General features: G+C 37.7%; 1 rRNA gene. It reads right to left on the bottom strand.

Annotated elements, in window-relative coordinates:
- A 5S ribosomal RNA gene (rrf, locus tag G9F74_RS29750) occupies positions 1-75 on the bottom strand; the annotation flags it as partial.
- Positions 76-239 lie beyond the last annotated feature (164 nt).

The following is a 239-nucleotide window of genomic DNA, read 5'->3' as shown; positions in this document are numbered from 1 at the left end:
ACCATCGGCGCTAGAGAGCTTAACTTCCGTGTTCGGTATGGGAACGGGTGTGACCTCTCTGCCATCATTACCAGACTGTATTCATTTAAGACAAGAATTATTGTAACTTATTTAACTTTTAAAGTCAACAAGTTTTTTATATTCTTTCAAAACTAGATAACATTGCTTCATATTATATGGTTAAGTCCTCGATCTATTAGTATTCGTCAGCTCCACATGTCACCATGCTTCCACCTCGA

This window comes from Bacillus sp. EKM202B, assembly GCF_011066025.1.
Classification (GTDB): Bacteria; Bacillota; Bacilli; order Bacillales; family Bacillaceae_G; genus Bacillus_A; species Bacillus_A toyonensis.
This window is presented reverse-complemented; position numbering and strand designations above follow the sequence as displayed.